The following is a 21252-nucleotide window of genomic DNA, read 5'->3' on the forward strand; positions in this document are numbered from 1 at the left end:
CTGCACCACGCCCATGTCACCGGCGCCGATACCGGTGCCGATCTCGACTTCCTCAAGGGACAACGCGGCAGAGATGTCGGAAAGGATTCGCATTGATGTCTGCTGCACCCATGAAAATCGCTCTCGTCGGTATCGGCAAGATCGCCCGCGACCAGCATGTGCCCGCCCTTGCCGCCAGCCCGGATTGGGATCTGGCCGCGACCGTATCGCGCGCGGGCACGGTGGATGGCGTGGAAAGCTACACCCGGATCGAGGATATGTTGGCCGCGCGCCCCGATATCGGCGTGGTCTCGCTGGCCTTGCCGCCGGTGCCGCGCTTTGACGTGGCGCGCGCCGCCCTTTTGGCCGGGCGTCACGTCATGCTGGAAAAGCCACCGGGGGCGACGCTTTCCGAGGTGCATGGGCTGATCGATCTGGCGCAGGCACAGGGTGTCAGCCTGTATACCAGCTGGCATTCGCGCTCGGCCAAGGCGGTGGCGGCGGCCAAGGCCTGGCTTGCCGGCCGGCAGATCCGCGCCGGGCGCATCACCTGGCGGGAAGACGTGCGCAAATGGCATCCGGGTCAGGACTGGATCTTTGAGGCCGGTGGCATGGGCGTGTTTGATCCCGGCATCAATGCGCTGTCGATCCTGACCGAGATCATGCCGATGGCCCTGCATCTGACCGGCGCCGATCTGGAGGTGCCCGTCAATCGCGCGGCCCCCATCGCGGCGCGACTGCGTTTCGCGCAAGGCATCAGCGCCGATTTCGACTTCCGTCAGGAAGGGCCGCAGACCTGGGATATGGAGTTCGACACCGATCAGGGCCAGCTTGCCCTGCGCATGGGCGGCAACTTGCTTGAGATTGATGGCAAGCCCGAGGGCGGTGATCTGTCGATCATGGGCGAGTATCCGGCCCTTTACGCCCATATGGCGGGGCTGGTTCGGGCGGGGGCGTCTGACACCGATCTGCGGCCGATGGTCCTGACCTCTGACGCCTTTACAATCGGGCGCCAGATCAGCACCGCTGCCTTCGAGTTCTGATCGATGTCCCGAGCCGAGGCGTGATGATGGCCCGTTCTGAAGCAGTTGCAGATGACTGGATCGCGGTGGATTGGGGCACCTCATCCTTGCGGGTCTGGCGGATGCGCGGGGCGGATGCGCAGGAGGCGCGGCGCTCGGCTGCCGGGATGGGCACGCTGGGCCGCGACGGGTTTGAGCCTGCCTTGCTGGAATTGATCGCGGATTGGGTAACTGGGGCACCGATCCCGGTTCTGGCCTGCGGCATGGTGGGGGCGAAACAGGGCTGGTCCGAGGCGGGCTATCGCGCGGTGCCCTGCAACCCGCTGGGCGCGCCCTTCCATACGGTGCAGGCCAATTATCCGGGTCTTGCGGTGCAGATCATTCCCGGCCTGTCGCAATCTGACCCGGCAGATGTGATGCGCGGCGAAGAGACGCAGATCGGCGGATGCCTTGCGCTCGATCCCGGCTTCAGTGGCACGATCGGCCTGCCCGGCACCCATATGAAATGGGCGCAGGTGTCCAATGGTGTGGTCACCGGCTTTACCACGACCCTGACGGGGGAACTGTTTGCGCTGCTGTCGCAGGGATCGGTGCTGCGCCACGGGCTGGGGCAGGGCTGGGATGATGCGGCCTTTGCCGATGGCGTGCTTGCGATGCAGGCCGCACCTGCCGGCTTTGCCACCGCCCTGTTCGGCATCCGTGCGCGCGGGCTGCTGGGTCAGGAAAGCCCCGATGCGGCACGGGCGCGGCTGTCGGGCCTGGTGATCGGGCTGGAACTGGCCGCGACCGCCGCGATCTGGGTGGATCAGCCCGTCACGCTGATCGGCGAAGGGCGGCTGGCCGATCTTTACGCGCAAGCCCTGGCCCTGCACGGCATTCAGGCGGCCAAGATGGACAATGAAGCGACGACCCTTGCCGGGCTGATCCATGCCCGCGCCTTGTTGCAGGAGATGCAGCCATGAGCCCCAGACCGATCATCGCCATTCTGCGGGGCATCCTGCCGCAAGAGGCCGTGGCCGTGGCCGAGGTGCTGGTCGCGGCGGGGATCGACCGGATCGAGGTGCCGCTGAACTCGCCCGATCCCTATGAGAGCATCGCGGCGATGATTGCGGCCATCGGCCCCCGCGCGGTGATCGGGGCGGGCACTGTGCTGGATGTGACGGATGTCACACGGCTTGCCGCAATGGGGGCGGGGCTGGTCGTCTCGCCCGATTGCAACCCCGATGTGATCCGCGCCACCAAGGCGGCGGGGATGCTGTCCTATCCCGGTGTGTTCACCGCGACCGAATGCTTTGCGGCCTTGCGGGCAGGTGCCGACGGGCTGAAGATCTTCCCGGCCAGCATCATGGGGCCTGCGGGCATTGCCGCCCTGCGCGCGGTACTGCCGAAAACCTGCCCGATCTATGCGGTGGGCGGCGCGGGGACCGAGAACCTTGGCGAATGGCTGCGCGCAGGTGCCGATGGCTTTGGCATTGGCACCGCCCTGTTCAAGCCGGGCGACAGCGCCGAGATCGTCGCGCAGAAGGCGCGGGCACTGGTTGCCGCCTATGATGCGGCAACCGCACGGGGCTGAGGCCGCGCCATAGCCGGGGGGCCGGACCTGTCACATCCCTTGCACAGAAAGGTCATAGGGCATATGTGAGGCCGCTCTTGTCCCTTTTGGCCCTGGGGAGGGATTCCTGATGCTCCAGACACCTTACTATCTGATCGACCGGGCGAAGCTTTCGCGCAACCTCGAGATCATCGACCGGCTGCGTCACGGCTCCGGCGCCAAGGCGCTGCTGGCGCTGAAATGCTTTGCGACCTGGGGTGTTTTCGACCAGATGCGCGAGCATATGGATGGCACGACCTCGTCGAGCCTTTATGAGCTGCGCTTGGGCCGCGAGAAGTTCGGCAAGGAAACCCATGCCTATTCGGTCGCCTGGTCGGATCACGAGATCGCCGAGGCGGTCGGTTATGCCGACAAGATCATCTTCAATTCCATCGGCCAGCTGGAGCGGTTCGACAACCATTCCGCCGGGATCGCCCGCGGGCTGCGGCTGAACCCGCGGTTCAGCACCTCGGGCTTCGATCTGGCCGATCCGGCGCGCCCCTTCTCGCGCCTGGGCGAATGGGACCAGAGCAAGATTGAAACGGTGATGGATCGCATCTCCGGCTTCATGATCCATTACAATTGCGAGAATGGCGATTTCGACCTGTTCGACCGTCAATTGTCGCGGATCGAGGAAGAATTCGGTCCCCTGCTGAAGCGTCTGAAATGGGTGAGCCTCGGGGGCGGCATCCATTTCACCGGCGAAGGCTATCCGGTGGACCGCCTGGCCGAACGGCTGCGCGTCTTTGCGGATCGGTTCGAGGTACAGGTCTATCTGGAACCTGGCGAGGCCGCGATCACCCAATCCGCCTCGCTTGAGGTCACGGTGATCGATACGCTGCACAATGGCAAGGATCTGGCCATCGTCGACAGTTCGGTCGAGGCGCATATGCTCGATCTCCTGATCTATCGCCAATCGGCGCGGATGGAGACTTCGGGCGATCAGCCTTGGATGATCTGCGGCAAATCCTGCCTTGCGGGCGATATTTTCGGCGAGTTCCATTTCGACCGCCCGCTGATGGTCGGTGACCGGCTCAGCATCGCGGATGCGGCGGGCTATACGATGGTGAAGAAGAACTGGTTCAACGGCGTGAAAATGCCCTCCATCGTGGTGCGTGAACTGGATGGCTCGCTGAGCCTGAAGCGCGAATTCGGCTATGCCGATTACGAGAGCAGCCTCGGCTGACCCCCCTTCCCTCTGTCCTTAAAGGAGACGGTTCGAAGTGAAACGGAACGTATTGATCATTGGCGCCGGTGGCGTGGCACAGGTCGTGGCCCATAAATGCGCGCAGGCCAATGACCGTCTGGGCGATCTGCATATCGCCAGCCGCACCAGGGCCAAATGTGAGGCGATCATCGCCAGCGTCCATGAAAAGGGCGCGATGAAAGTGCCTGGCGTGTTCGAGGCCCATGCCGTGAACGCGATGGACAGCGCCGAAGTCGCGGCCCTGATCCGCGCGACCGGCAGCCAGATCGTGATCAATGTGGGCTCCGCCTTCGTGAACATGACAGTGCTGGAGGCCTGTATCGAGACGGGCGCCGCCTATATGGACACCGCGATCCATGAGGATCCGAAGAAGATCTGCGAAACCCCGCCTTGGTATGGCAATTACGAATGGCAACGGCGCGACCGCTGCAAGGCGGCGGGCGTCACCGCGATCCTCGGTATCGGCTTTGATCCCGGCGTGGTGAATGCCTGGGCGCGGGTGGCCGAAGGCATGTTGGATCAGATCACCTCGATCGACATCGTCGACATCAACGCAGGCAGCCATGGAAAATGGTTCGCGACCAATTTCGACCCCGAGATCAACTTCCGCGAATTCACCGGCACGGTCTATTCCTGGCAGCAGGGGGCCTGGCAGTCGAACAGCATGTTCGAGGTGGGCCGCGTATGGAACCTGCCGGTGGTCGGTGATCAGAAGGCCTATCTGACCGGCCATGACGAGGTGCACAGCCTGTCCGCCCGCTACAAGGACGCCGATGTGCGGTTCTGGATGGGCTTTGGCGACCATTACATCAATGTCTTCACCGTGCTGAAGAACCTTGGCCTTCTGTCCGAGAAGCCGGTGAAAACCGCCGAGGGGCATGAGGTCGTGCCGCTGAAAGTGGTGAAGGCCGTGCTGCCCGATCCGGCCAGCCTCGCGCCGAATTACACCGGCAAGACCTGCATCGGCGATGTGGTGCGCGGGCTGAAGGACGGGGTCGAGAAAGAGATCCTGATCTATAACGTGGCCGATCACAAGGAAGCCTATAATGAGGTCGGCAGTCAGGGCATCAGCTATACCGCAGGCGTGCCGCCGGTGGTGGCCGCGCTGCTGATCGCCGATGGCACCTGGGATATCGGCACCATGGTCAATGTCGAAGAGCTTGACCCCAAGCCCTTCATCAACCTCTTGAACGAGATGGGTCTGCCCTCGCGCATCAAGGATGAAAACGGCGACCGCCCGCTGCAATTCTGATTGCGCACCTTCCTGGATACCATAACGGCCGGGCCCCCAAAGCCCGGCCGTCCTGTTTTCCAAGGGCCAGTGTCGCGGCTGCCCCGCAACAACTGCGCCAGACTTCGCAGCCCCAACCCGGCCGCTATAAATTCGCTGCCAGCCTGACTTTGCTGATTGCCCAAATACTCCGGGGGAGGCCTGTCGCAGACAGGCCGGGGGCAGCGCCCCCAAAGCCTTTACCGCTTCATCATCGCAAGCCGGATCAGCGCCCGTTCCATCACGGCCATGGCGGGCGCGCGCGAGGCGGATCGCAAGGTCAGGTCGGTTTCCACGATCAGGCTCACCGCGTCCTCCAGCCGCCGCAGACCCCATTCCTGCGCCTGCCGGATGATGCGGTCCTTGCGCGGGCCGCGCACACGGTAGGAGGCCGGGCCGCGCGGATCGACTGCCAACGCGTGCAGCAGCCGGAAATGCCGCATCGCAAAGATGCAAAGCGTGACCGGGGCCACGCCCTGACCCTCCAGCCGCCGCATCAGCTGTCCGACCGCAGCACCCCGGCCCTCGGCCACGGCGTCCAGCACATCGTCGATCTCGGCCTCGGTGGTGGCGGGGGCCATGGCGGCGACATCCGCCGCGCTCAGCGGCGTGGTATCGCCCCATTTATACAGCGCGATCTTCTCGACCGTCTGGCGGAAATCGCCGGGGTCCAGCTCTTTCGCCAGCGTCAGCAGGTCATTCATCGCCTCGCGCCCGATTTCGGTCAGGCCGGATTTGCGCAAGGTGGCCTCGATCTCCTCGCGCGAGGGCGGGTCGTCATAGATCCCGACGGATCGCGCTGTGGGATGTGCGTCAAAGATCTTCACCAAGGAGGACTTGGTGGTCAGGCTGGTGGAGGTGACAACGATCTGCGCATCGCCGGGCCGCCAATCCTTCAGCGCCTCGGTCACGGCGGCGGTCAGCGTGTCGGTCGCATCCTCCACAAAGGCCACGCGCGGGCCAGGGAAGAAGCCTTGCGACTTCATCGCATCCATCAGAAGCGCCGGGTCCTTGCGCAGATCGGCCCCCTGCATCCGGGTCAGGCGCATCTCGCCCTCGCCCTCGGGGCCGATCAGGGCAAGGATGACCTCTTGCCGCCGCAGCGCCACGCGCATCGCATCCTGACCATAGATCAGCAACCCGGTCGATTGCGGATCCGGCTTGCCGAAATAGGCAACCGCCGCCGCCCCGCTCAGCTTCATCCTTGGGTGCCGACCGAGGCGAGCAGCCGGGTCACCATCTGATCGGCCAGAATGCGCATCAGGCGATAAGCCGCGTCTTCCTCGGCCGAAAGGCCGGCGACCGTCGATCCGGTGGCGGACCAGGCGGTAAAGCTGTCGGCCACGCCTTCGGTCACCTTGGTGCCTGCCAGATCGGTCAATTGCCAGATCACGCGGCCGCGCAGGTGATAGCGGGTGATCGCGTTTTCCGGCGTGACACCCACGCCGATGCGGTCAGTCTCGATCCGGTAGGACAGGTTGTAGCGCGGCGCATCAGGGCGGCCCAGCCGTTCCTCCAGCCGCTCAACCAGATCAAAGCCGTTCTTCGTGTCGGGGCTGTCGACACGCACCGCGCCCTGCAAAGTGGCGGCAGGGCCGCCCGGCGCATAGGCGGGGGTGAAGGTGCAACCGGCAAGGGCTGCACCCGTCAAGGCCATGAAGTTACGGCGTTTATACCACGACATTGATGATGCGCCCCGGCACGACGATGAATTTCTTCACCGGCTGACCGGCGAGGAACTTGATGACATCCTCATTCGCCAGCGCGATCTTTTCAACCTCGGATGCGGGCATGTCCTTCGGCACGCTGATTTCCGCCCGACGCTTGCCGTTAATCTGGATCGGCAGGGTCACGCTGTCCTCGACCAGCAGCGCGGGATCGGCCTTGGGCCAGGGCGCGCGGGCCACCAGCCCCTCGCCGCCCAGCATCGCCCAGACCTCTTCGGCCAGATGCGGCACCATCGGCGACATCAGTTGCGCCATGATGCGCATCGCGGATTTGCGCGCCTCGGCCCCGGCCTTTGCCTTGGCCAAGGTATTGGTAAAGCCGTAAAGCGCCGCGACCGACTTGTTGAACGCGAAGTTCTCGATCCCGTAGGTCACATCGACAATGGCGCGGGCTGCGGCACGGGCTAGCGCCTGATCCTCATCGGTGGGGGCGGTCGTGTCGCGGCTGATCTCATCGGCCAGACGCCAGACCCGGCCCAGATGCTTTGCCGTGGCCTCCGCCCCGGACGAGGTCCATTCCACATCGCGTTCCGGCGGGCTGTCCGACATCACGAACCAGCGCGCGGTGTCAGCGCCGAAATCGGCGATGATATTCATCGGGTCGACAACATTCTTCTTCGATTTCGACATCTTGGCCGATGGGATGACCTCGACCACGGTGCCGTCTTTCAGGGTGGCGCCTGCCTCGGAACGGATGATGTCTTCCGGCAGGTGATAGACCGCGCGGCCATTGGCATCGCGGGTCAGGTAGATCTCATGCGTCACCATGCCTTGGGTGAACAGCGCGTTGAAGGGCTCGCGCGCTTTCTCCGGCAGATGCCCTGTCTCGTTCATCGCGCGGGCGAAAAAGCGGGAATAGAGCAGATGCAGGATCGCGTGTTCGATGCCGCCGATATACTGGTCGACATTCATCCAGTAAGCGGCGTCCTCGGCCACGGTGGGCGTGGTGGCGCGCGGCGCGGTGAAGCGCGCGTAATACCAGGACGAATCGACGAAGGTATCCATCGTATCCGTCTCGCGCTTGGCAGCCGCCCCGCATTTCGGGCAGGCCACATCGCGCCAGGTCGGGTGACGGTCCAGCGGGTTGCCGGGCTTGTCAAAGCTGACATCATAGGGCAGCTCGACCGGCAGGTTCTCTTTCTTCTCGGGCACCACGCCGCAGGTGGCGCAATGCACCACCGGGATCGGGCAGCCCCAGTAACGCTGGCGCGAAATGCCCCAGTCGCGCAGGCGGAACTTGGTGACGCCCTGACCAAAGCCGCGGGCCTCGGCCAGCGCAATCGCCTGGGCTACGCCTTCGTCGCCGGTCATGACGCGGTTGCCGTCAAGGGCGCGGACATATTGCACGCGCTCCGACTTCATCGGGATGAAGGCCTCGGTCAGCGGGGCCTCTGCCGCGCCCTCGGCCACGAAGACCGGGTTGATCGGCAACCCGTATTTGGTGGCGAATTCGAAATCGCGCTGGTCATGGGCCGGGCAGCCGAAGATGGCGCCGGTGCCGTAATCCATCAGGATGAAGTTGGCGATCCAGACCGGCAGCTCCCAATCCGGGTTCAGCGGGTGTTTCACCCGGATGCCGGTGTCAAACCCGATCTTTTCGGCGGTTTCCAGCGCCTCGGCGGTGGTGCCGCCCAGACGGCATTGCGCCAGGAAGGCCGCGACCTTCGGATCGCTTTCCAGTGCCTTCGCAATAGGGTGATCGGGGCTGATGCCCGCAAAGGCCGCGCCCATCAGTGTGTCGGGACGGGTAGTGTAGCATTCCAGTTTCTCGAAGCCGTCGGGCGCGCCGATGGTTTCAAACGCGAATTGCAGCCCGCGCGACTTGCCGATCCAGTTGGCCTGCATCAGCCGCACCTTCTCGGGCCAGTCCTTCAGCCCGTCCAGCGCCTCCAGCAGATCCTCGGCATAGTCGGAGATCTTGAAGAACCACTGGGTCAGCTCGCGCCGCTCCACCAATGCGCCGGAGCGCCAGCCGCGGCCATTCTCGACCTGCTCATTGGCCAGCACGGTCATATCGACCGGATCCCAGTTCACCACCGCCGCCTTGCGGTAGATCAGGCCCTTGTCCATCATATCAAGGAACATCGCCTGTTGCTGGCCGTAATATTCCGGATCGCAGGTGGCAAATTCGCGGCTCCAGTCAATCGACAGGCCCAGCGGTTTCATCTGGCCGCGCATGTCGGCGATATTGCCGTATGTCCAGTCCTTGGGGTGGCCGCCGCGTTCCATCGCCGCATTCTCGGCGGGCATCCCGAAGGCGTCCCAGCCCATCGGATGCAGCACCGAAAATCCGCAGGAGGATTTGTAGCGCGCCACAACATCGCCCATGGTGTAGTTGCGGACATGGCCCATATGGATGCGCCCCGACGGATAGGGGAACATCTCCAGCACATAGTATTTGGGGCGGGCAGCGTCGCGGGTGGCGGTGAAGACCCCGGCCTTGTCCCAGGCCTCTTGCCATTTGGCCTCGATCTGGCCGGGTTCATAGCGCGACATGCTTGCCTCATTCCACAGGATTGCCGCGCGGAATTACACCGCCGCGCCGCGAAAGGCCAGTGGATTGCACCCATTGGATTGCGCCAGGGCAGAAGCCGGGAGCAGGCCTTGTGTCAGAGCTTGCTGTCGCGGATGCGGATCTCGCGGGCGCGGGTCAGGATCGCATCCTCCACCGCGCGCTGAGTCTCGGGCGAGACGGCGGCACCGCCACGGCCTTGCAGCGACACGCGCAGCGAGCGCGCATCAAGGGCGGGGTCGCTGACATAGATCGTGGCGCGATAGGCGCGGCCGCCGCCGGGCGGGGCACCATAGCCGGTCACGATCACGCCGGTGAAAGGATCAACCGTCTCGATCGGCAGGAAATTCAGCACATCGAGCGAGGCCTGCCAGAGATACTTGTTCACCTCGACCGCCGTGTCGGGGTCTTTGGTGTTGGTGAACAGATCCCAAAGGGTCGAGCCGCCGCTATCCGGGTCAAGCCGGTCTTCATGCGCCTTGATCGCGGCCTGCTGGCTGCGGGCGATTTCACGGCTTTGCAGATCCTGATCGCTGGGCATTCCGGTGCGCTTGAAGAAAGAGCCGCCACCACATGCTGTCAGTGCGAGGGTAATGAGGCCGACCGTCGCGGCGCGCATGATGCCTTGCACTTTCATTCCTACCCCCGAGGCCATTGCTCTGCTCTCTATACCGTCCCTGCCGTCGCGAACAAGGGCTTTTGCCTGATCCGGGCCCGGCAGTGGTGGTGATCCGCTGAATATCCACGCATTACGCGCGCGTGCATCGCCTGTGTGGGGCCTGCCGCGAATGCTCGCACAGCGGAACCCGGTGCATGAGCGGAGCGATCGCCGGCACCATCGGGCGGGGTGTGACATTGCTGCATCATCGGCCATGCCTTGACCGGGCCGGGCCACCAGAGTGATTGCAATCGGACCGCCGTCGCTTGAAATAGGCTCCATACCCAATTCGGATTCCCCTGAGTTGGGCCGCACCTTGAGACAACGAGGGAACACGATGAAAAAGATTCTTCTTGCGACCAGCATCCTGGCTGCAACCACTGGCTTCGCTGCTGCTGAAGTCGCTCTGTCGGGCAACGGCCGCCTCGGTGTTGTGTACGACGGCGAGGACGTGCAGTTCCACGCTCGCGCTCGCGTTCAGTTCGATCTGTCGGCTGAGTCGGACAACGGCCTGTCGTTCGGCGCTTCGTTCCGCGCTGACAACGCTGCCGGCGCTGCTGGCAAAACCAACATGAGCGCTGGCACCATCTGGGTTTCGGGTGGCTTCGGCAAACTGGAAATGGGTGACGTGGTTTCCGCTGGTGAAGCTGCTCTCGGCGACCTGTCGGGCGTGGGCTACACCGGTCTGGGCGACTATTCCGACATCCCGTACATCAATGGCGATGACGGCAGCGACTTCGACGGCACCGGCGCTCTGTACTCCTACTCGACCGGCGCTTTCGGCGTGTACCTCGGCCTGACCGACGGTGCAGACGACAACGCTGCGACCGTTGATCCGGACGCTTCGTACTCGGTCGCAGTGGCTTACACCGCTGACACCTACTCGCTCGCTCTGGCATACCTGTCGGGCACCCCGGGCAACGACCAAGCCGAGCAAATCATCATCGGCGGTTCGGGCACCTTCGGCGCGGCCACTGTCAAAGCCTACTACTCGGACTTCGACAACACCGTGATCGAAAAGTCCTATGGTCTGTCGGTTGACTACGGCATGGACGCAACCACGCTGACCGCTTTCGCACGTCGTGACGACCTCGGTCTGGCTGGCGATGCTGACACCTTCGGTCTGGGCGTGTCCTATGACCTGGGCGGCGGCGCTGCTCTGAAAGTCGGTATCGTTGACTCCGACTACAACGCCGACACCGTTGCCGACCTCGGCATCACCATGAAGTTCTGATCCTAACGGATCTGGACTTGGGAAAGAGCGGGCTTTGCCCGCTCTTTTCTTTTTGGGATAGGCCTTCTATTGCTGCGGAAGACGCAGGAGGGCCGTATGTCACTGGCAGAGATTTCCGCACGCATCGCCGTTGCCACCAAAGAGGCGGGCCGTCCTGAAGGGTCGGTCACGCTGATCGCCGTGTCAAAACTGCAGCCCTTGGCGCGGATCGAGGCGCTGCTGGACAATGGCCACCGGATCTTTGGGGAAAACTATGTGCAGGAATCTTCCGGCAAATGGCCGGGGCTGCGCCAGCGCCACCCGGATGTCTCGGTGCATATGATCGGGCCGCTGCAAACCAACAAGGCCAAGACCGCGCTGGAGCTGTTCAACGCCATCCACACGCTGGACCGGCCCTCGCTGGCTGAGAAGCTGGCGCGCCTCGTGCAGCAACACGGCATCAGCCCGGAGCTGTTCGTGCAGGTCAATACCGGCGAAGAACCGCAAAAGGCGGGCGTCCTGCCGGATCAGGCGGATGATTTCATCGCGGCCTGCCGGTTGATGGACCTGCCCATCGCGGGCCTGATGTGCATCCCGCCCGATGGCGAGGACAGCGCGCCGCATTTCCGGCATCTGGCACAGATTGCCGAACGCAACGGCCTGCGCGGGCTGTCGATGGGGATGAGCGGCGATTTCGAAACCGCCATTGCCCACGGGGCGACGCATGTGCGGGTCGGCAGCGCGATCTTCGGTGCCCGTGTAACAAGCTGAGGCAGGTGGCAAGCGAAGGCTGGCGACCCTGGCTTGGCGCGGGCTGCCCGTTACAACAAATGGCCTGACTTGGCGGCCTTGGTCGCCAGATAGGCCCGGTTCTGTGGCGTCTCGCCCACTTTCAGCGGCACCCGCTCTGTCACCTTCAGGCCCTGACCTTCCATCATCACGATCTTGCGCGGGTTGTTGGTCAGCAGCCGCACCGCGCCAAAGCCAAGCCGCCGCAGCAGGGCGGCACCAATGCGGAAATCGCGCTCGTCATCCTCAAAACCGAGGCGGTGATTGGCCTCAACGGTGTCAAAGCCCTGATCCTGTAGCGAATAGGCGCGCATCTTGTTGGCAAGGCCGATCCCGCGCCCCTCTTGATTGAGGTAAAGCAGGACGCCCGCGCCTTCCTGCCCCATTTGGGCCAGCGCGGACCGCAATTGCGGACCGCAATCGCATTTCAGGCTGCCCAGAACATCGCCGGTGAAACAGGCGGAATGCAGGCGGGCCAGAACCGGGCGGTCGCGCGGCGGTTGGCCGATCTCGATGGCGTAATGCTCCTCACCGCCATCCTCGGGGCGAAAGATATGCACACGACCGGCATCCGAAGCGATCATCGGCAACCGGGCCGCCACAACCTCATGCATGATCGAGGCGCGTTCCAGCTCCGGCTCGGCCTCGGCCAGATCGATCAGGGTCAGGTTCATTAGGGCGGCTGTCTCAGCCGCGTCGGTCAGCGGCAGCAGGAGTGCTGCGGGCAGCAGATGCGCCGATTTCACCAGCTTGATCGCAGCGCGCGCCAGCGCAGGATCGCCGCCGCGCAGACAATGGAACGGCCCCTTCATCGGCACGCGCAGATCATCGGCCGGATCGGCCATGGCGCGCAGCCAGTCCACGCCCAGCTCATCCGGGACGGCAAGCCGGGCGGTATCACCATCATAGACCCGGGCGCGCAGGGTGCTGGCGCGCCAGGCGGTCAGGGCCAGTTCCGGCTGGCCCAACTGCCGCAGCTCGGTCAGGCGATTAGCGGTCAGCGCCTCGACCGCCACGGCCAGTGCCGCGTCGCCGCCCGAGGTCAGCACGACCGGCACACCCATGCGCAGGTCGCCACGGGCCCGGTTCAGACGTTCGATGATGCTGGGGCTCAGCGGCATTGGCGCTCTCCTTCTTCCCCGATTCATGTAACGATCCGCAGCGGGAATTGAAACATATCCCCGCATGGCGACACGAGCGCGTGAAATTCCTGCAGCAAACCTTGTCGGATCGCAGTGCCTCCCGCATCTGTGATCCAAGCAGCCAAGGAGAACACCATGCCGCAGCTTCGGAAAATCCTGTTGGTCGATGACGACGACGATCTGCGCGAGGCGCTGAGTGAACAGTTGGTGATGACCGAGGATTTCGATGTGTTCGAAGCCTCGACCGGGCTTGAGGGCATGGAGAAGGCCAAGGCTGGCGGCTACGATATCGTCATCCTGGACGTTGGCCTGCCGGATACCGACGGGCGCGAGCTGTGCCGCCGGATGCGCAAGGCCGGGGTGAAATGCCCGGTGCTGATGCTGACCGGCCACGATTCGGATGCCGACACCATTCTGGGCCTTGATGCGGGCGCGAATGATTATGTGACCAAGCCGTTCAAGTTTCCGGTCTTGCTGGCGCGTATACGTGCCCAGCTGCGCCAGCATGAGCAATCGGAAGACGCGGTTTTCCAGCTTGGGCCCTATACGTTCAAGCCGTCGCAGAAGCTGTTGGTGGACGAGAAGGAACGCAAGGTCCGCCTGACCGAGAAAGAGACCAATATTCTGAAGTATCTCTATCGTGCGCAACAAGGGGTTGTGGCGCGGGATGTGCTTTTGCATGAGGTCTGGGGTTATAATGCCGGGGTCACCACCCATACGCTGGAAACCCATATCTATCGCCTGCGCCAGAAGATCGAACCCGATCCGTCAAATGCACGGCTGTTGGTCACCGAAAGCGGCGGGTATCGTCTGGTGGTGTGACCGAACTGCAACCTTGAAAGATTCAACGGATATTAAGGTTTTGGGGCCTTATTGTTGACAGGGCCGCTACCTATATCCGGTTTGTAGGCCAGCGCAGCCAAGGCTGCAATGGCGCGAAAGGTTCCCCTGTCCACATCGGGGTTATGATGTGGTTCCTCCCTGTTGGACTGGCCGGGCTTTTGCCCGGCCTTTTTTTCTGGATCGTTCCACGGTGCCTATCCAAAGGGATTTTTCCGTGCTACAACCTTAAGGTGAGTTCCCGCAACAGTCGGGCTCATCTCCCTGAGGGCGACTGGCCGGGCTTTGCCCGGCCATTTCTTTTGTGCCTGGCCCTGGTCATGCGGCCCGATGTGATGCAGATCGCGGTAAACTCCCCCCATCGCGAAAATGGGAATCCGGTTGATTTGACAGCACCTGCGCCTACATCATCAGGTAACGGCGCATGTCGCGCCGGGAGGAAGGCCCGATGACCCTGCGCATGATCCTTGCCATCGCCACCGCCAGCGGCCTTGCCGCGCCAGCCTTTGCCGATGACCTCAGCTTTACCCTGTCCAACCTGACCGCCACAGAACTGACCGAGTTCTATGCCTCCCCCGTCGGCAACGACAATTGGGAGGAGAACATCCTTGCCGGCAACGGGCTGGCTGCGGGTGGATCGGGCGAGGTGGTGATCGCGGGGGCACAGGGCTGCGCCTATGACCTGCGCATGGTTTTTGCCGATGGCGATGTGTTGCAGGACAATACCGATATCTGCGCCACCGGCACCTATACCATTCAGTAACCGCAAGCTTCGGCTTGCTGCATGGGCCCCGGCCCCCTAGAAATGGGGGCCGTAAAGGAGAGCGCCCATGAGTTTCACCATCGCCACCTGGAATATCAATTCCGTCCGTCTGCGCGAGGCGCTGGTCAGCCGCTTGATGCAGGAAGAGGCACCCGATGTGCTGTGCCTGCAAGAGATCAAGACCCCGGTCGAAAAGTTCCCGCTGGAGCAATTTCACGCGCTTGGCTACCGCAACATGGTGGCGCGCGGCCAGAAGGGCTATAACGGCGTGGCGATCCTTTCGAAAATGCCGATCGAGGATGTTGGCGGCGAAGATTTCGCACAGCTCGGCCATGCCCGCCATGTGGCGGGGCGGCTGGAAAATGGCGTCACCATCCACAATTTCTATGTGCCTGCAGGCGGCGATATCCCCGACCGCGAGCAGAACGTGAAGTTTGGCCAAAAGTTGGACTACCTGACGCAGATGCGGGATTGGGCGCATCAGGCAAAGCCGCAAAAATCAATCCTTGTCGGCGATCTGAACATCGCCCCGCGCGAGGACGATGTCTGGAGCCATAAGCAATTGCTGAAGATCGTCAGCCACACCCCGATCGAGGTGGAACATCTGGCGCAGACGCAAGAGGCGGGCGCCTGGGTCGATGTGACCCGGCAGGATATTCCCGAGGGGCGGCTTTACAGCTGGTGGAGCTATCGCGCCGCCGATTGGGATGGCGCGGACAAGGGGCGGCGTCTGGATCACGTCTGGGCTACGCCAGATATTTCCAACGCGGCGCATGGCTCGCGCATCCTGCGGCCTGTGCGCGGCTGGGACCAGCCTTCGGATCATGTGCCGGTCTTCGCGACGTTTGATCTGTAAACCGGGTGGCCCGCCGCGATCAGACGCGGATCAGACGGCGGGCAGCTCCAGACCCAGTTTGGCGCTCAGGGCGGAGAGCACCGCCCGCGCCTCAGGCGGCCAATCGGCCCTGCGGGCGAGGAACAGCGTCGCCTGACTTTGATGGATCACCGCATTTTGCAGGATCTTCAGGTGGTTGGCCCGCAGCGTCTCGCCGGTGGAGGTGATATCGGCAATCGCTTCGGCGGTCAGGTTCTTCACTGTGCCCTCTGTCGCGCCCTGACTGTCGACCAGCTGGTAATCGGCAATGCCGTTTTCGGTCAGGTAGTCGCGGACCAGCCGGTGATACTTGGTCGCGATGCGCAGCCGGAACCCGTGCCGTGCGCGGAAGGCTGCGGCTGCGGCATCCAAATCATCAAGGCTGTCGACATCGATCCAGCAGGCCGGAACCGCCAAAATCAGGTCGGCATGGCCAAAACCGAGCGGCGCCAGTTCAGCGACCTGCTGGTTCCAGTCGGCCAGCTTGTCGCGCACCAGGTCCGATCCGGTGACACCGAGATGGATGCGGCCCGCGGCCAGCTCGCGCGGGATCTCGCCTGCCGACAGCATCACAAGTTCAACGCCATCAATGCCATCGACCGCGCCGGAATATTCGCGCTCGGCCCCGGTCTGGCGCATCGTTACGCCGCGTGCCCCGAACCAGTCAAAGGTCTTTTCCATCAGCCGCCCCTTGGACGGAACACCGATCTTGAGGCTCATGCCCGGCCCCCTTTCAGCGCGGCGACCAGCGCCGGACGGATGATGCCGCCCACGGCGGGGATGGAACGGCCTTGCCCCAGAATCGCGGTCAGCGCGTCATAGCGCCCGCCCGATGCAACGGGTGGATCGCCCGACTGCTCGTCATGGAACGAGAAGACGAAGCCGTCATAATATTCCAGCGTGGAGCGGCCATGGCTGGCCTCAAACGGCAGGCTGGCGGTATCGACGCCACGGCGGCGCAGCGCGGCCAGCCGGGTCTCGAAACGGTCGACGGCGGGCAGGATCGCAGGCATCAGCGGCTGGATGCCGCGCAGATGCTGCAAGGCCGCATCCGAGGGCGCGGCAAGCCCGATCAGGTCATAAAGCAGTGCAGCCTCGGGCGCGGCGATCGCCGGGGCCTCGGCATCTTCCAGCAGTGCCTGCGCGCGTTCCGCGATATCTTCGGCAGAGCGCAGGCCGATCTGCGGCCCGGCCTCTGCCATCAGGCGTTCGGGATCGCCCGCGCGCAGCCGCGCGAGCAGATCCAGCCGGTCCGCCGGGATCGGCGCGCGCCCGGCAAAGCGATCCAGCAGCGCACGAAAGCGCCGGGGCCGCCAGACATGACGGCGCAGCGCCGCCTTGCGCCGGGGCGTGGTGGTCAGGCCTTCAATCGCGGCAAGAAGGATGCCGATATCGCCGGTCAGCGGTCGCAGCGACAGATCTGCCAACAGCCGCGCGAACTGCGCGAAAACCTCGGCATCGGCTTCGGGGGCATCGCGGTCAAAGACCTCATAGCCCACCTGCAGATATTCGCTGGCGCGCGGGCCAAGGTGATCCTGCTTGCGGAACACCTCGCCCATATAGGTATAGCGCGCGGGCTCGGCGCCGTCGGCCATATGGGCCTGCACCACGGGCACAGTGAAGTCCGGGCGCAGCACCATTTCACCGCGCAGCGGATCTTGCGTGATATAGGCACGGGCGCGGATATCCTCGCCGTAAAGATCCAGCAGCGTCCCTGCCGGTTGCAGGATATCAGCCTCCACCGCCACCGCACCGCTGTCGCGCAGCGCCGCAAACAGCGCCTCGGCCTCGGCGCGGGCCTGCGGGGTGACGGTCATTGCGCCAGCATCCGCGTCACGGCGGCGACCAGATCCCCGCGCGCGACCTCGACCTGCGCGGGCCGGTCTTTCCATTCTTCCAGCGTGGCATTCTGCGCGATCTGTGCGCCAAGGATCAGATCCTTCAGCATCACCACGCCTTTCGCCGCCTCGTCGCCGCCCTGGATGACCGCGATGGGGCTTTGGCGTTTATCGGCGTATTTCAACTGGTTGCCGAAGTTCTTGGGATTGCCGAGGTAAACTTCCGCCCGGATGCCCGCGCGGCGCAGCTCGCCGACCATCGCCATGTAATCGCCCATGCGGTCGCGATCCATCACCGTCACCACGACCGGCCCCTGCGCCTCGCCGCCCGTGCGGCCCTTGGCGCGGAGTGCCGCCAGCAGCCGGTCGACGCCGATGGAGACGCCGGTTGCGGGCACCGCTTGCCCGGTGAAGCGTTTGACCAGATCGTCATAGCGCCCGCCGCCCGAGACCGAGCCGAACTGCCGCTTGCGGCCCTTTTCATCCAGAATCTCAAAGGTCAGTTCGGCCTCGAACACCGGGCCGGTGTAATAGCCAAGGCCCCGGACCACGCCGGGGTCCAGAATGATGCGATCCGGGCCATAGCCCTGCGCATCCAGCAGTTCGGCCATGGTTTCCAGCTCGGTCACGCCTTCCAGCCCGATGCTCGAGGCCCCGACCAGATCGCGCAGCCGCGCCGCCGTGGCCGCGCCTGTGTCGCGCCTGGCGGCCATGAAGGCCATCACGACCTCGGCCTGCGCGTCACCCAAACCCGCGCCCTTGGTGAAATCACCGGATTCGTCCTTGCGGCCCGCACCCAGCAAAGCGCGCACGCCCGCATCGCCCAGCCGGTCGATCTTGTCGATGGCGCGCAGCACGATGCCACGCTCGGCCTCGAACCGGGTCGGATCGGAGGGGTCAAGAACGCCCGCCACCTCCATCACGCCATTCAGAACCTTGCGGTTGTTGATCCGCACGATGTAGTCGCCGCGCGGAATGCCCACGACCTCCAGCGCGTCCGACAGCATGGCGCAGATCTCGGCATCCGCCGCAACCGTCGGGCTGCCCACGGTATCGGCATCGCATTGATAGAACTGGCGGAACCGTCCGGGCCCCGGCTTTTCATTGCGCCAGACCGGACCCATCGCATAGCGGCGATAGGGCGAGGGCAGGTCGTTGCGGAACTGTGCGGCCACGCGGGCCAGCGGCGCTGTCAGGTCATAACGCAGGGCAAGCCATTGCTCATCCTCGTCCTGCCAGCCAAAGACGCCCTCATTGGGGCGATCCACATCGGGAAGGAACTTTCCAAGCGCCTCGACCGTCTCCACCGCGCTGGTTTCCAGCGGATCGAAACCATAGGCATGGTAAACCCCGGCGATCTGATCCAGCATCGCCTTGCGTTCGGTGACTTCGGCACCGAAATAGTCGCGGAAGCCCTTGGGCGGTTCGGCCTTGGGGCGGCGGGCGGGTTTGTCCTTGGCGGATTTGTCTTGCGACATTGGGGTCAGCCTCGCTTGCAATCGACTTTGCCTTAGCGGATGGGACATTTCGGGACAAGTGGAGCGCAGCCAAATGGAGCTGGATATGACAGACCGAGTGATCGCGCTGGAAGAACAGATCGCGCATCTGACGCGCATGGTGGAGGACATGTCGGATGTGATGGCCGGGCAGGGCCGCGAGATCGACGTGCTGACCCGCCGGGTGGCCATGCTGTTGCAGCGCGAGGCCGAGCGTGAGGCAGCCGAGATCGAGGGGCTGGGGGCGATTCCTCTGGCCGATCAGAAACCGCCGCATTGGTAGGCAATCGGTGCGGCCACGCCGCGACTTTCGGCAATATTATTCCCGCGCGACAGGGGCTTGCGCAAGGTTTCGCCGAGGGGGCTATGCTGCATTGCAACAGGCGGGCAGATTCGCGCTCAGACTGTCACGCCACAGCGAGGTGACCTTGCAAAACGCGCCCGCACACAGATATAGCAGCGCGGAAGAAGGCACAGAGTCCCGTGCCTCGTAAGTATCGGAATTCCGCCATGTCCTTCGGCCTTGATGCCGTTCCTGACCTGACCCGCCGTGCGCTGATTCTTTCGGCAGTTTCCGCATCCGCCGTTGCTGTCTCCGGGTTGGCCGGGCGCGGGGCGCTGGCGCAGCAGGCCCCGGCGCAGCCGGCTACCGCCGCGCCGCAGCAATTCAGCTTCGATATGCTGACGCTGTCGATGCAGGACAAAGCCAAAAGCGCCTATGTCGCGCCGGAAAAGATCACCGGATTCTTTGCTGGCCTGAAATATGATGATTACCGTCTGGTCAGCTACAACCCGGAGCGCGCGCGCTGGCGGGCAGACAAGACCACGGAGGCCGGTGCGCCGGTCAGCCAGTTCCAGCTGCACGCCTTCCCGATGGGTTGGCTGTTTGCCGAGCCGGTGCAGATGTATGAGGTGAAGGACGGTCTTGCGACCGAGATGACCTTCACCACCGACGATTTCCGGTTTTTGAACGAGCTGGCGGCGAAGGTTCCGGCGGGCGAAAAGATGCCGGGCGTTGCGGGCTTCCGTCTGCATTATCCGCTGAACCGTCTCGACGTGATGGACGAGGTCGTGGCTTTCCTTGGTGCCTCCTATTTCCGTGCCTTGGGGCAGGGGTCGGGTTACGGCCTGTCGGCGCGTGGTCTTGCGCTGAACACCGCCACCGATGTGGCTGAGGAGTTTCCGCGCTTTTCGTCCTTCTGGGTCGAGAAGCCCGCGCCGGGTGCGCGCGAGATCGTGGTCTATGCCGCGCTGGAATCGCCCTCGGTTACCGGGGCCTATCGCTTTGTGATCGTGCCGGGCGAAGAGACGGTGATGGATGTCACCGCGCGCCTGTTCTTCCGCGCCGATGTGAAACAGCTTGGCATCGCGCCGCTGACCTCCATGTATCTGTTCTCGGAGCGCAACCGTCACCAGTTCGACGATTACCGCCCGCAGGTGCATGACAGCGACGGCCTGCGCATCACCCGCACCGATGGCGATGTGCTGTGGCGCCCGCTGAACAACCCGCCGCGTCTGGCCGGCTCGCATCTGATGGAGCAAAGCCCGCGCGCCTTCGGTCTGCATCAGCGCGACCGCGCGTTCGAGCATTATCAGGACAGCGAAGCCCATTACGAGCGCCGCCCCTCGCTTGAGGTGGAGCCGGTGGGTGATTGGGGCAAGGGCATCGTCCGTCTGGTCGAGATCCCCTCGGATCTCGAAGTGAACGACAATATCGTGGCCTTCTGGGTGCCGGAGGGTGCGGTGAAGGCCGGTGACGCCCGCGAATTTGCCTATCGCCTGCGTTGGGGCAGCCTGCCGATCGAGGATCGCGCCGATCTGGCGCATGTGCTGGAGACGCGATCGGGCGTGGGTGGTGTTTCGGGCGTGGAAAGCGCCGGGAATACCCGCAAGTTCGTCATCGATTTCACCGGCGGCCCGCTTGACCCTCTGCCCGCGGATTCGCCGATTGAGCCGGTGGTGATCGTCCATGGTGGCGAGATCACCGCGCAGAGCTTCTCGCGCGTCTGGGGCTCGGATGTCTGGCGTCTGGTGCTGGATGTGAAGACTGAATCGGGCGCGACCGTGGAACTGGCGGCGCATGTCGCGGGTTTCGGTCGCAAGCTTTCTGAAAACTGGCTCTATCAATGGATCAACGCGTGATGCCGAACGTCGCTTCCCTCTCCGCCGCCGAGATCGAGCAACGGGTGCGCGAGATCGGCACTCCGGTCGCCGCACCGCTGGTCATGCCCAAGCAGGTGCTTGAATCGGCACGCCCGCTGCATCGCAGCCTGCTGGCCCTGCTGCATCTGGTGCCGGTGCCGCGCCAGGATCCGCGTCAGGGGCTTTAAT

At 64.0% G+C, this 21252-nt stretch carries 21 protein-coding genes; 13 read left to right on the forward strand and 8 right to left on the reverse strand.

Translation table 11 applies throughout. From position 1 onward, the window contains the following. Positions 1 to 110 precede the first annotated feature (110 nt). The 5 genes from GBJ34_RS17855 (at position 111) to GBJ34_RS17875 (ending at position 5051) form a co-directional block, all read left to right on the forward strand. Entirely contained in the window at positions 111 to 1022 is a 912-nt protein-coding gene (locus GBJ34_RS17855; protein WP_151720559.1) for a Gfo/Idh/MocA family protein, read from the forward strand. 23 nt (positions 1023 to 1045) lie between these two features. Further along, positions 1046 to 1963: a 2-dehydro-3-deoxygalactonokinase gene (locus tag GBJ34_RS17860; RefSeq protein ID WP_226341258.1), complete on the forward strand. Its 918-nt coding sequence runs from the start codon at positions 1046 to 1048 to the stop codon at positions 1961 to 1963. After that, positions 1960 to 2574 (forward strand): 2-dehydro-3-deoxy-6-phosphogalactonate aldolase, encoded by a 615-nt coding sequence (locus tag GBJ34_RS17865; RefSeq protein WP_151720560.1) that lies wholly within the window; start codon positions 1960 to 1962, stop codon positions 2572 to 2574. The genes GBJ34_RS17860 and GBJ34_RS17865 overlap by 4 nt, the downstream gene beginning before the upstream one ends. Positions 2575 to 2683: 109 nt before the next feature. Next, on the forward strand, positions 2684 to 3778 hold the full coding sequence (locus GBJ34_RS17870; RefSeq protein WP_151720561.1) for a carboxynorspermidine decarboxylase: 1095 nt from the start codon (positions 2684 to 2686) through the stop codon (positions 3776 to 3778). Positions 3779 to 3815: 37 nt separating this feature from the next. Continuing rightward, positions 3816 to 5051 carry a saccharopine dehydrogenase family protein gene (locus GBJ34_RS17875; RefSeq protein ID WP_151720562.1) on the forward strand — a complete coding sequence of 412 codons (1236 nt, stop codon included), beginning with the start codon at positions 3816 to 3818 and terminating at the stop codon, positions 5049 to 5051. A 218-nt stretch (positions 5052 to 5269) separates the two neighbouring features. On the opposite strand, the gene holA is transcribed toward GBJ34_RS17875, so the two are convergent. The 4 genes from holA to GBJ34_RS17895 all read right to left on the reverse strand — a co-directional run bounded on the left by holA (position 5270) and on the right by GBJ34_RS17895 (position 9945). Then, positions 5270 to 6271, reverse strand: a complete 1002-nt coding sequence (gene holA / locus GBJ34_RS17880; protein WP_151720563.1) for a DNA polymerase III subunit delta — start codon at positions 6269 to 6271, stop codon at positions 5270 to 5272. Continuing rightward, complete coding sequence (gene lptE / locus GBJ34_RS17885; protein WP_151720564.1) at positions 6268 to 6753, reverse strand: LPS assembly lipoprotein LptE; 486 nt, start codon at positions 6751 to 6753, stop codon at positions 6268 to 6270. The genes holA and lptE overlap by 4 nt, the downstream gene beginning before the upstream one ends. Then, positions 6740 to 9292, reverse strand: a complete 2553-nt coding sequence (leuS, locus tag GBJ34_RS17890; RefSeq protein ID WP_151720565.1) for a leucine--tRNA ligase — start codon at positions 9290 to 9292, stop codon at positions 6740 to 6742. The genes lptE and leuS overlap by 14 nt, the downstream gene beginning before the upstream one ends. Positions 9293 to 9405: 113 nt before the next feature. Further along, a complete protein-coding gene (locus tag GBJ34_RS17895; protein WP_192931278.1) occupies positions 9406 to 9945 on the reverse strand; it encodes a DUF3576 domain-containing protein in 540 nt (179 codons plus the stop codon). A 358-nt stretch (positions 9946 to 10303) separates the two neighbouring features. Here GBJ34_RS17895 and GBJ34_RS17900 point away from each other — a divergent pair, with 358 nt between their 5' ends. Beyond that, the gene (locus GBJ34_RS17900; RefSeq protein ID WP_151720566.1) at positions 10304 to 11200 is read left to right on the forward strand and encodes a porin; all 897 of its coding nucleotides are present in this window, start codon (positions 10304 to 10306) and stop codon (positions 11198 to 11200) included. Between the two features lie 96 nt (positions 11201 to 11296). Continuing rightward, positions 11297 to 11950, forward strand: coding sequence for a YggS family pyridoxal phosphate-dependent enzyme (locus tag GBJ34_RS17905; protein WP_151720567.1), 654 nt, complete (start codon positions 11297 to 11299; stop codon positions 11948 to 11950). A 50-nt stretch (positions 11951 to 12000) separates the two neighbouring features. On the opposite strand, the gene ribA is transcribed toward GBJ34_RS17905, so the two are convergent. Further along, positions 12001 to 13089: a GTP cyclohydrolase II gene (gene ribA, locus GBJ34_RS17910; RefSeq protein ID WP_151720568.1), complete on the reverse strand. Its 1089-nt coding sequence runs from the start codon at positions 13087 to 13089 to the stop codon at positions 12001 to 12003. A gap of 156 nt (positions 13090 to 13245) precedes the next feature. Here ribA and GBJ34_RS17915 point away from each other — a divergent pair, with 156 nt between their 5' ends. The 3 genes from GBJ34_RS17915 to GBJ34_RS17925 all read left to right on the forward strand — a co-directional run bounded on the left by GBJ34_RS17915 (position 13246) and on the right by GBJ34_RS17925 (position 15569). Then, positions 13246 to 13932: a response regulator transcription factor gene (locus GBJ34_RS17915; protein ID WP_151720569.1), complete on the forward strand. Its 687-nt coding sequence runs from the start codon at positions 13246 to 13248 to the stop codon at positions 13930 to 13932. A 466-nt stretch (positions 13933 to 14398) separates the two neighbouring features. Further along, a complete protein-coding gene (locus tag GBJ34_RS17920; protein ID WP_151720570.1) occupies positions 14399 to 14713 on the forward strand; it encodes a hypothetical protein in 315 nt (104 codons plus the stop codon). 67 nt (positions 14714 to 14780) lie between these two features. Then, positions 14781 to 15569 (forward strand): exodeoxyribonuclease III, encoded by a 789-nt coding sequence (locus GBJ34_RS17925; protein ID WP_151720571.1) that lies wholly within the window; start codon positions 14781 to 14783, stop codon positions 15567 to 15569. A 30-nt stretch (positions 15570 to 15599) separates the two neighbouring features. On the opposite strand, the gene hisG is transcribed toward GBJ34_RS17925, so the two are convergent. From hisG to hisS, 3 genes are read right to left on the reverse strand one after another with little or no spacing between them, the layout of a single operon-like run. After that, entirely contained in the window at positions 15600 to 16307 is a 708-nt protein-coding gene (gene hisG / locus GBJ34_RS17930; RefSeq protein ID WP_151720572.1) for an ATP phosphoribosyltransferase, read from the reverse strand. Then, positions 16304 to 17404, reverse strand: a complete 1101-nt coding sequence (locus GBJ34_RS17935) for an ATP phosphoribosyltransferase regulatory subunit (RefSeq protein WP_151720573.1) — start codon at positions 17402 to 17404, stop codon at positions 16304 to 16306. The genes hisG and GBJ34_RS17935 overlap by 4 nt, the downstream gene beginning before the upstream one ends. Further along, the gene (gene hisS, locus GBJ34_RS17940; RefSeq protein ID WP_151720574.1) at positions 17401 to 18903 is read right to left on the reverse strand and encodes a histidine--tRNA ligase; all 1503 of its coding nucleotides are present in this window, start codon (positions 18901 to 18903) and stop codon (positions 17401 to 17403) included. Before hisS ends, GBJ34_RS17935 begins: the two co-directional genes overlap by 4 nt. An 85-nt stretch (positions 18904 to 18988) precedes the next feature. On the opposite strand from hisS, the gene GBJ34_RS17945 reads away from it, so the two are divergent. The 3 genes from GBJ34_RS17945 to GBJ34_RS17955 all read left to right on the forward strand — a co-directional run bounded on the left by GBJ34_RS17945 (position 18989) and on the right by GBJ34_RS17955 (position 21251). Then, entirely contained in the window at positions 18989 to 19204 is a 216-nt protein-coding gene (locus GBJ34_RS17945) for a SlyX family protein (protein WP_192931279.1), read from the forward strand. Between the two features lie 227 nt (positions 19205 to 19431). Then, positions 19432 to 21063 carry a glucan biosynthesis protein gene (locus GBJ34_RS17950; RefSeq protein ID WP_151720575.1) on the forward strand — a complete coding sequence of 544 codons (1632 nt, stop codon included), beginning with the start codon at positions 19432 to 19434 and terminating at the stop codon, positions 21061 to 21063. After that, entirely contained in the window at positions 21063 to 21251 is a 189-nt protein-coding gene (locus GBJ34_RS17955) for a hypothetical protein (protein ID WP_151720576.1), read from the forward strand. The genes GBJ34_RS17950 and GBJ34_RS17955 overlap by 1 nt, the downstream gene beginning before the upstream one ends. Position 21252 lies beyond the last annotated feature (1 nt).

Source organism: Gemmobacter serpentinus, from assembly GCF_008973825.1.
Lineage (GTDB): Bacteria > Pseudomonadota > Alphaproteobacteria > Rhodobacterales > Rhodobacteraceae > Gemmobacter > Gemmobacter serpentinus.